We start from the raw sequence: 8,992 nt of genomic DNA on the forward strand, positions 1-8,992 counted from the left end.
AGTAGGCCCACAAGCAAGAAATGTCGCATCGATCCCTCCTGGTTGCGCCCAACTGCTGAGGCGCCCAGATCGTACTTTCCCCACTTGGCGTCGATTGATCGTCGATCGGGCCGGCCGCCGACCCCGCCGGCCGGCGACGGAAGATCGGCCCGGGACACCCGCGGCCGGTTCCGGGAGGGTTTGTCCGAAGACGCGCGTAACTCGAACCCATCTCGGTTCCGGCCTGAGGGATGCCGTTCCGCCGTACGGGACGACATCCCCGGTGATGGACGGTGACGCGGTGGCGGCCGAAACGAACGGACGGCGGATCCAACGGCCGAAGGGCATCGGCGAGAAAACCTTCGCCCGGGCGGTTCGCGAGTTCACCACGATCGTCGGCGACCGCAACGTCTCCCTCTCCCCGGCCGAGCTCGTCCCCTACGCCCACGACGTCATCATGGTCCCGCCGATCTGGCCCTCCGCGGTCGTGCGCCCCGGCTCCGTCGCGGAAGTCCAGCGCGTCGTGCGCGTCGCCAATCGCCTGCGGATCCCGCTGTGGCCGACGAGCACCGGGAAGAACATCGCCTACGGCCGCATGATGGCGGTGGAACCCGGCAACGTCGTCCTCGACCTGGGACGGATGAACCGCATCCTCGAGGTCAACGAGAAGCTCGCGTACGCGGTCGTCGAGCCCGGCGTCACGTACGCGCAGCTATACAAGCACCTCCGCGACCACAACCTGCCGCTGTGGCTCGATCCGCCGGCCACCGCGCCCGGGGCCGGCCCGCTCGGCAACACCGTGGAGCGCGGCGTCGGCTACACCCCGTACGGCGAGCACTTCCTCTTCTCGTGCGGCATGGAGGTGGTGCTACCGGACGGCCGCCTCCTGCGGACGGGCTCCGGGGCCCTGCCGGGATCGCGGACGTGGCACATCTTCAAGTGGGGATACGGGCCCTATCTCGACGGGCTGTTCACGGCGAGCAACTACGGAATCGTCACGCGGCTCGGCATCTGGCTCATGCCGGAGCCGCCCGCCTACCGGCCGATTCTCATGACGTGCGACCGCGAAGACGACATCGTCGCCATCATGGATTTCCTCCGTCCGCTCAAGGTGTCGCACCTGCTCCCGAGCGCGGTCGTGGTCGCGCACGCGCTGCTCGCGCTCGCCGCGGAGGCGGAGTACCCGCGCGACCTCACCGGGGGCACGCGCCCCGTGCCGGAAGGGTGGATCCGGGACCGGGCGCGCACGCGGATGCTCGGCATGTGGAACGTCGCGGGGTGCCTGTACGGCTCCCCGCCGGTCGTGAACGAGCTGGCGGACACGGTGCGGCGGCGCGCCGCGGCCGACCTGCCGCAGGCGACGCTGCTCGACGTGGAGGCGGCGCGGCAGAGTCCGTACTGGGACCACAAAGTCCGGAACATGACGGGCGTGCCGTCGATGGTCGAGTACAGCCGTCTCTCCTGGCGCGGCGGCGGGAACGCGTTCGTCGCGCCGGTCGTGCCGCTCTTCGGCGAGGAAGCCCGCAAGCACATGGAGATCGCGCGGCCGATCTTCTGGAAGCACGGGTTCGACTACATCGGCGAGTTCATCGCGGCCTCCCGCGACCAGCATCACGTCATGATGCTCCTGCACAAGCAGCCCGACGAGATGCCCCGGGCGATGGCCTGCTATCGCGAGCTCACGGACGCGTTTTGCGACGGCGGCTACCTGCCGTACCGGACCAACGTCGCGTTCATGGACCACACGATGCGCCGGCTCGATCCGGTCTTCCAGGCCGTGTGCGCTCAGATCAAACGCGCCCTCGATCCCAACGAGATCCTGGCGCCGGGCAAGAACGGGATCCGGGGAGAGGCCAGGCCGGCCCGCGGGCGCCCTGGGGCCGCGCCGGTGCGACGCGCACCAGGTCGCGCGCGGCGGGCACGGGGCGGCCGATCCCGATGAGCCGCCGGAAGGCACGGCCGAAGGCGGCGGCGGGCCGCATGAAACCGCAGCACCGGACCCCGGCTCCGAGCGGCGCGCGCGGAGAACCGCGGCCGTCTGTGCGGGGATCCGAGTTGCGCGCGGAGATCGAGGCCAAAGGCATCAACCTCTTCGAGTGCTACACGTGCCGGCTGTGCACGGAGGAGATGCAGCGGGGCATTCTCACCCTCACCGAGCCCTACCGCAAGGCCTACGGAGAAACGGAGTGGCGGCGCGACCTGTTCAACGAGCCGGTGTGCCCCACGTGGGACTACTACCGCCACGAGGCGTACACCGCGTACGGCCGGGCGCTTCTGGCCCGCGATCTCGCGGACGGCCTCGAGGTCGCGCCCGACGACAGCCGGATGCAGGAGGTCGTGTACACGTGCCTCCTCTGCACCGGATGTCAGGAGCTGTGCTTCTCCCGCAACCGCGTGCCGCTCATGAAGGAGTTCATGACGCTGCCGCGCGAGGTGTGGGATCTGCACGGGATTCTGCTCGCGGAGCGCAAGTGGCTGTTCGACCGCTACGGCTGGGAGATCGTCCCCGAAGGCCTGCGCACGCTCGCACAGCGATTGCTGGCCACGGGGACGGTCACCGGGGACCCGAAGGCCCACGCCACACGGTGGCTCGAAGCGACCGGCACCGACGTCGTGGATCTGAGCCGCGGTGGCAGGGTCGACGTCCTGCTGCTGCTCGACGCCCGCGCGCCTTATGATCGGACGCTGTGGCCGGCGCTCGCCGCAAGCGTGCGGTTGATCCGCGCCGCCGGCTTCACGGTCGGCACGCTCGGCGACGAGGAGATCGCGACCGCGATGCCGGTGCTCGCAGCCGGGGACGTGCGCGGCTACCTCGACCTCAACCGCGCCGCGATCGACAAAATCACGCGGATGGCGGACGGCGGACGTGTCGGGAAGGTGGTCACGGTGGACGACACCGGCTACCAGGCGTGGACCGCCCCGCCGAAGCACTACGGCCCCCCGCAGCGCCCGCGGTTTCCGTTCACCCACATCGTGCCGTTTCTCGCCGCCCTCCTCAAGGAAGGCCGGCTCACCTTCGCGGGCGCGGTGGACGAGGAAGTCGTGCTGCTCGACGGCTGCCACCTCGGCCGGTACGGCAAGGTGCTCGACCCGCCGCGCGAGATCCTGGCGCAGATTCCCGGGGTGCGTGTCCGCGAAGCACATCTCCGCCGCGAGTACCTCTACTGCTGCGGGGCGTCCGCGGGCGCACCTGAGGCGTTTCCGGAGCAGGCGACCTGGTGGGGACGCAAGCGGTTGGCGCAGGCGGCCGAGGTCTTGACGTCGGGCCGCATCGTCGTGACGACCTCGCTGCTGTGCGGCGCGCACCTGCGCCGGATTGCGGCCGCAGACGGTCGTCTTGAGATCAAGGACCTGACGGAGATCGCAGCCGCAGCACTGACGTAGGGTTCACACGCACGCATCGGGGGGGTGAGTCGAGTGGATGACAGATGGACACGCCGGCTGGCCGTGGCCGGGCTCGCGGCGGCGGTGGCTGTGGCACTGCTCGTCCCGGCGGCTCCGGGGCTGGGCCAGGGCGCGCCGATCAAGATCGCGGTGATCACGGCGGTGACGGGGCCGGCGAGTTCGCTCGGAAAGCCGGAGCAGGATACCGCGCGGATGCTGCAGGCCCAATGGACGGCGGCCGGCGGGCTGGCCGGCCGGCCCGTTCAGGTGATCACCTACGACACGGAGTCGGACCCGACCAAGGCCATCCTCCTTGCCAAGAAGGCCGTCACCGAGGACAACGTGATCGCGTTTGTGGGCGGGACCACGAGCCCCGAGTCCCAGGCGATGGCGGATTACGCGATCCAGGCCGACGTCCCGTTCATGTCCCTGGCGGCGAGCACAACGCTCACGGTGCCCACGCGCGCGTGGGTCTTCCAGATGCCTCAGCGGAACGCGACGGCGGCGCAGAAGGCGCTTGAATATCTGGTGGCCGTGCATGTCAAGACCATCGCGTTCCTCTACCGCAACGACGACTTCGGTCAGGACGGCCTGGTCGCGCTCAGGACCTTCGGGCTTCACCAAGGGGTCACGCTGGTCGACACCGAGCCGTTCGCGGCCATCGATACGGATCTGAGCGCTCAGGTCGCCCGCGCGCGGGCCAAGAATCCGGGCGCGATGGTGGTGTGGAGCACGCCGCCCACCGCATCGATCGCCGCGAAGAACATCCGGCAGCTCGGGATGCGCGTCCCGATCCTAGAAAGCCACGGGATCGCCAACCGGGCGTTCATCCAACTGGCCGGTCCGGCCGCCGAGGGAGTGGTCTTCCCGTCGGGCAAGCTCCTCATCGCCGGCCAACTCCCGGCCACGGACCCGCAGAAGGCGCTCCTCGAGAAATACGCGCGGGACTTCGAGACGGCAAACCGCTATGCCGCGAACACCTTCGGCGGTCATGCGTTCGACGGCCTGACGATGCTGGCGGACGCGATTCGTCACGTCGGTCTCGACCGCGGCAAGATCCGCGACTACCTCGAGCACCTGCGGGGCTTCGTCGGCACGGGCGGGGTCTTCAACATGTCGCCCGAAAACCACAACGGGCTGACGACAAAGGACATGGTGCTGGTCGTCATCAAGAACGGCAACTGGGCGATCTGGAAATAGGCGGAGGATGGGGCGGGCCCCCGGCCGGCCGTGTTGACCCTCCTGCCGCAACTCGTCCTCACCGGTGTGACGATCGGCAGTATCTATGCGCTGGTGGCGCTCGGTTTCGTCCTCATCTACACGATCACCGGAATTCTCAACTTCGCCCAGGGTGAATTTGCGATGATCGGCGCCATGCTGTGCGCGGCGCTGCTCGCCGCCCACGTGCCGCTCGGGCTGTCGATCGCCGGCGCGATCGCGGCCGCGTGCGTCCTCGGTGCGCTCATGGAACGTCTCGCGATCGAACCGGCGTTTGGCAGCCATCCGCTGACGCTCATCATCATCACGTTCGGTGTCTCGATGGCCTTCCGGGGACTCGCGCTGATGCTGTGGGGCGCCGACCCCTACTCGCTGCCCGAGTTTACGCCCGGCGACCCGCTCATCGTCATGGGCGGCGTGCTGGGGCGCCAGGCGATGTGGGCGGTCGGCCTCTCGGTCATCGCCGTCATCGCCCTGTTCATGTTCTTCGCCCGGACTTTGCCCGGCGCCGCGCTGCGGGCCTGCGCCGACAACGCCTTTGCCAGCCGGCTCATGGGGATTAGCCCGCGGCGAATGGCGCTGTTTGCCTTCACGCTCGCCGCCGGTCTCGGCGCGCTCGGCGGCATCGTGATCGCGCCGATCATAGGAGCGACGTACGACATGGGCCTCGGGCTGGGTCTCAAAGCATTCGTGGCCGCGGTCATCGGCGGGTTGACGAATGCGCCGGCGGCCGTGTTCGGCGGATACCTTGTCGGCATGATCGAGTCGCTTGTGACGGGCTACTTGGCGCCGGGGTACGGAGGCGCGATCACCTTCGCCCTGCTCCTCCTCGTGTTGTTCCTGCAACGCGAAGGCCTGCTGCACGGGGCCCAGCGGAGGCAGGTATGAAACGTGATGTCGCGGGAATGACCGTCCTCGCGGCCGTGCTCGCCGCCGTGCAGATCATCGCACCGTCGGCGTACGTGATGGGGGTCCTGAACATCATCGGCCTCTACACGATCGTGACGCTCGGGCTCGTCCTGCTGGGTACGAGCGGGCAGGTGTCGCTCGGCCAAGCGGCGTTCTACGGGCTCGGCGCGTACACGTCGGCGCTGCTGAGCCGGGACCTGGGATGGTCGCCGTGGCTCGCGATGCCGTGTGCCGTGGCCTTCGTCGCGGCGGCCGCCTACGTCGTAGGGCTCCCGACATTGCAGCTCGCCGAGGTGTTCTTCGTGCTCGCCACGCTCGGCGTCGGCATCATCGTGAACGTGCTCATGGTCCAACTGGACGCGTTGACCGGCGGCGCCAGCGGGCTGCGGGACATCCCGGGGCTTGCGATCGGAGGCTGGCATCTCGTCACCGACCGCCAGTACTACGTCGTGATCTGGACCGTGGCATTTTCCGCGCTCGTGCTCGCGCGCAACATCACCGCCCACCGCAGCGGCCGGGCGCTGCGCGCGATCCTCGGCAGCGAGGCCGGCGCGACCGCACTCGGCGTCGAAGTGGGACGGTACAAGATGCAGGTGTTTGTGTTGAGCGCCGCCTACGCGGCGGCGGCGGGCGCGTTGTACGCGCACTACATCCGGTTCATCTCACCGTCGCCGTTTGCGCTGTACGCGTCACTGTTCTTCCTCATCATGGCGGTCGTCGGCGGCCTCACGAACGTGTGGGGCGGCCTGTTCGGCGCGGCCGCGGTCACCGTGCTGGATCAGGCGGTGCGTGCGGAGATCCCGCGGTTTCTTCCGCGGGTCGGCGGAGAGTACCAGACCGCCATCTACGGCATTCTGTTGGTCCTCATCATGATCTTCTTTCCCTCCGGGATCGTCCGCGGCGGCGTCGACCTGCGCCTCGTCCGCAGGACCGCCGTCGCGTCGCCGGTCGGCACCGCACCGGAACCGGCCGATGGTGCGCAGGCATGACGGCGCCGTTGTTGGAAATCGAGGGCCTCGCGCGGCGGTTCGGCGGCGTCACCGCGCTGGACGGCGTCTCCTTCGGCGTCGCGCCGGCCGAGATCGTCGCGATCATCGGACCCAACGGCGCCGGCAAAACGACGCTCTTCAACGTGATCACCGGATTCCTCGCGCCGAGCGCCGGCACCGTGCGGTATCGCGGGCGGTCTATCACGCGGCTGGCTCCGTCCCGGATCGCCGGGGCCGGCATCGTACGGACATTCCAGAACTTTATCATTTTTGGCGACATGACGGTCGTCGAAAACGTGATGGTCGGCTGCCACCGGTGGACGCGGACCGGCCTGCTCGATGCGGCGCTGGCGCTCCCGGCCGTGTGGCGCGAGGACCGCGAGGTTGAAGCGGCCGCCCGGGCCGTGCTCGACCTCGTCGGCCTCGGCGCGTCCGCGGGCGATCCGGCGCGGGACCTGCCGGTCGGACGGCAGCGCCTGCTCGAGATCGCCCGCGCGCTGGCCGCGCGGCCCGACGTCCTCCTCCTCGACGAGGCGGCGGCCGGCCTGACCGCGGAGGAGACGCGGCACCTCGTCGCGCTGATGGGACGGCTGCGGGAGGCCGGGGTCACGCTCCTGGTCATCGAGCACAACATGGACCTTGTGATGGAAGCGGCGGATCGCGTGATCGTGCTGGATTACGGAAAGAAGATCGCCGAAGGGCGCCCGGCGGAGATCCAGCGCGATCCTTACGTCATCGCGGCCTACCTCGGCGACGAGGTGGAGGCCGCCCCGTCGGCCGGAGGAGCGCCGTGACCGCGCCTCTCCTGGCCGTCACCGGGATCGTGACCCGCCGCGGCGCCGTCGAAGTGCTGCACGGTGTCGACCTGGACATCATGCCGGGCGAGATTGTCGCGCTGATCGGTCCGAACGGCGCCGGGAAATCGACCCTCCTTGGCACGATCGCCGGCGTCTACGCGCCGGCCGCGGGGCGGATCACGCTGGCCGGCGAACGGCTGGACGGGCGGCCGGCGGAAGAGGTCGTCGCGCGGGGCGTCGCGCTGGTGCCGGAGCGCCGGCAGATCTTTTCCACGCTCACGGTCCGCGAGAATCTGCTGCTCGGCGGCTACCACCGGTACTGGCGCGATCGAGGCCGGCTCTGGACCGATCTGGCGGGCCCGCTCGCGGTGTTCCCGCGCCTCGCTGAAATGCCGCACAGAGCGGGCGGGCATCTGAGCGGCGGCGAGCAGCAGATGCTCGCGATCGCACGCGGGCTGATGGCGCGGCCGCGGGTACTGCTGCTCGACGAGCCGTCGCTCGGCCTCGCGCCCCTGCTGGTCCGCGAGATCATGCAGACGCTCACCACGCTGCGCGTCCGGGAGCGCCTGGCGGTGCTGCTGGTCGAGCAAAACGTGCGGGCCGCCCTCTCCATCGCGGACCGAGTCTGCGTCATGGAGCAGGGCCGCATCGTGCTCCGCGGGCGCCCAAAGGACCTGCTGACCCACCCCGGCGTGCGGTCCGCCTACCTCGGGAAAGGCTACGAGGTGGCGGGATGAACACGCGCGTGCTCGTGCTCGGGTGCGGCGCCGTAGGCGGCATCTTCGCCGCGCGGCTGGCACGGGTCAGCGAGGTGGCGGTGCTCGATACCTGGGTGGAACACGTCGAGGCCATCGCCGCGCGGGGGCTGCGGGTGCGGGTGCGGACCGGGACGGTGGATGACACGATCGAGACACGGCCGGCCGCCGTCGCGTCGGGGTCCGCCGCACTGGCCGGCTTCGCCGCCACGCACGCGCTCGTCGCCGTCAAAGGGCCGGCGACGCGGGCCGCGGTGACGCGGGCCCGGCCGCTGCTCGACGGCGCCGTCGTCCTCACCGTCCAGAACGGCCTGGGCAACGCCGAGGCGATCGCGGAGGCCTGCCGCGCGCCGGTCTGCCACGGCGTCACGATGAACGCCGGCGAGGTGCGGGCCCCCGGCGAGATCGTGCAGTCCGAAATCGGTCCGACGCGCCTCGGACCGCATCGGGCCACCGTCGCCCACGCGGGTGCGTGGGGCGAGCTCCTCCGGGCCGCCGGCCTGGACGCCGAGGTGCTGCCCGATCCCCGGGGCGCCATCTGGAGCAAGCTCATCTTCAACGCGGCCGTGAATCCTCTGCCCGTCCTGACCGGCCTGCGGCTCTCCGCCGTCTACGCGCACCCCGACACGTACGCGTTGCTCGTCGCGCTGGTCGACGAGGGCAAACGCGTCGCCGCATTGCGCGGGGTCGCGCTGCCGGTCGATCCGATGACGGTGATCGACGAGCACCGGGCGCTCGGCGCGGCCCACACCCACCAGGGATCGATGAAGCAGGACATCGACTGTGGACGGCCGACCGAAATCGACACGCTCGCCGGCGCGCTCATCGCCGAGGCCGACCGGGCCGGCGTGCCGGTGCCGGCGCTCCGGACGGTGTACCGGCTCGTGAAGGCGGTCGAGACGGCCGCCGTCGCGCGGGGGCGCCGGCCGTGACGCGGGCGGGATCGGCGACGCGCGTCCGC

General features: G+C 70.2%; 8 protein-coding genes. All 8 read left to right on the forward strand.

Features of this window, described 5'->3' with window-relative positions; translation table 11 throughout:
* The first annotated feature begins 265 nt into the window (after positions 1 to 265).
* From VGZ23_08775 to VGZ23_08810, 8 genes are read left to right on the forward strand one after another with little or no spacing between them, the layout of a single operon-like run.
* The gene (locus VGZ23_08775) at positions 266 to 1,921 is read left to right on the forward strand and encodes an FAD-binding oxidoreductase (protein ID HEV2357685.1); all 1,656 of its coding nucleotides are present in this window, start codon (positions 266 to 268) and stop codon (positions 1,919 to 1,921) included.
* The gene (locus VGZ23_08780) at positions 1,918 to 3,363 is read left to right on the forward strand and encodes a (Fe-S)-binding protein (protein HEV2357686.1); all 1,446 of its coding nucleotides are present in this window, start codon (positions 1,918 to 1,920) and stop codon (positions 3,361 to 3,363) included. Before VGZ23_08775 ends, VGZ23_08780 begins: the two co-directional genes overlap by 4 nt.
* A 33-nt stretch (positions 3,364 to 3,396) precedes the next feature.
* Positions 3,397 to 4,563 carry an ABC transporter substrate-binding protein gene (locus VGZ23_08785; GenBank protein ID HEV2357687.1) on the forward strand — a complete coding sequence of 389 codons (1,167 nt, stop codon included), beginning with the start codon at positions 3,397 to 3,399 and terminating at the stop codon, positions 4,561 to 4,563.
* Between the two features lie 30 nt (positions 4,564 to 4,593).
* Complete coding sequence (locus tag VGZ23_08790; GenBank protein ID HEV2357688.1) at positions 4,594 to 5,469, forward strand: branched-chain amino acid ABC transporter permease; 876 nt, start codon at positions 4,594 to 4,596, stop codon at positions 5,467 to 5,469.
* On the forward strand, positions 5,466 to 6,479 hold the full coding sequence (locus VGZ23_08795) for a branched-chain amino acid ABC transporter permease (protein HEV2357689.1): 1,014 nt from the start codon (positions 5,466 to 5,468) through the stop codon (positions 6,477 to 6,479). Before VGZ23_08790 ends, VGZ23_08795 begins: the two co-directional genes overlap by 4 nt.
* On the forward strand, positions 6,476 to 7,273 hold the full coding sequence (locus tag VGZ23_08800; protein ID HEV2357690.1) for an ABC transporter ATP-binding protein: 798 nt from the start codon (positions 6,476 to 6,478) through the stop codon (positions 7,271 to 7,273). Before VGZ23_08795 ends, VGZ23_08800 begins: the two co-directional genes overlap by 4 nt.
* Positions 7,270 to 8,013, forward strand: coding sequence for an ABC transporter ATP-binding protein (locus VGZ23_08805; GenBank protein HEV2357691.1), 744 nt, complete (start codon positions 7,270 to 7,272; stop codon positions 8,011 to 8,013). Before VGZ23_08800 ends, VGZ23_08805 begins: the two co-directional genes overlap by 4 nt.
* Positions 8,010 to 8,963 carry a ketopantoate reductase family protein gene (locus VGZ23_08810; protein ID HEV2357692.1) on the forward strand — a complete coding sequence of 318 codons (954 nt, stop codon included), beginning with the start codon at positions 8,010 to 8,012 and terminating at the stop codon, positions 8,961 to 8,963. Before VGZ23_08805 ends, VGZ23_08810 begins: the two co-directional genes overlap by 4 nt.
* Positions 8,964 to 8,992 lie beyond the last annotated feature (29 nt).

Source organism: bacterium (assembly GCA_035945995.1).
GTDB lineage: Bacteria > Sysuimicrobiota > Sysuimicrobiia > Sysuimicrobiales > Segetimicrobiaceae > DASSJF01.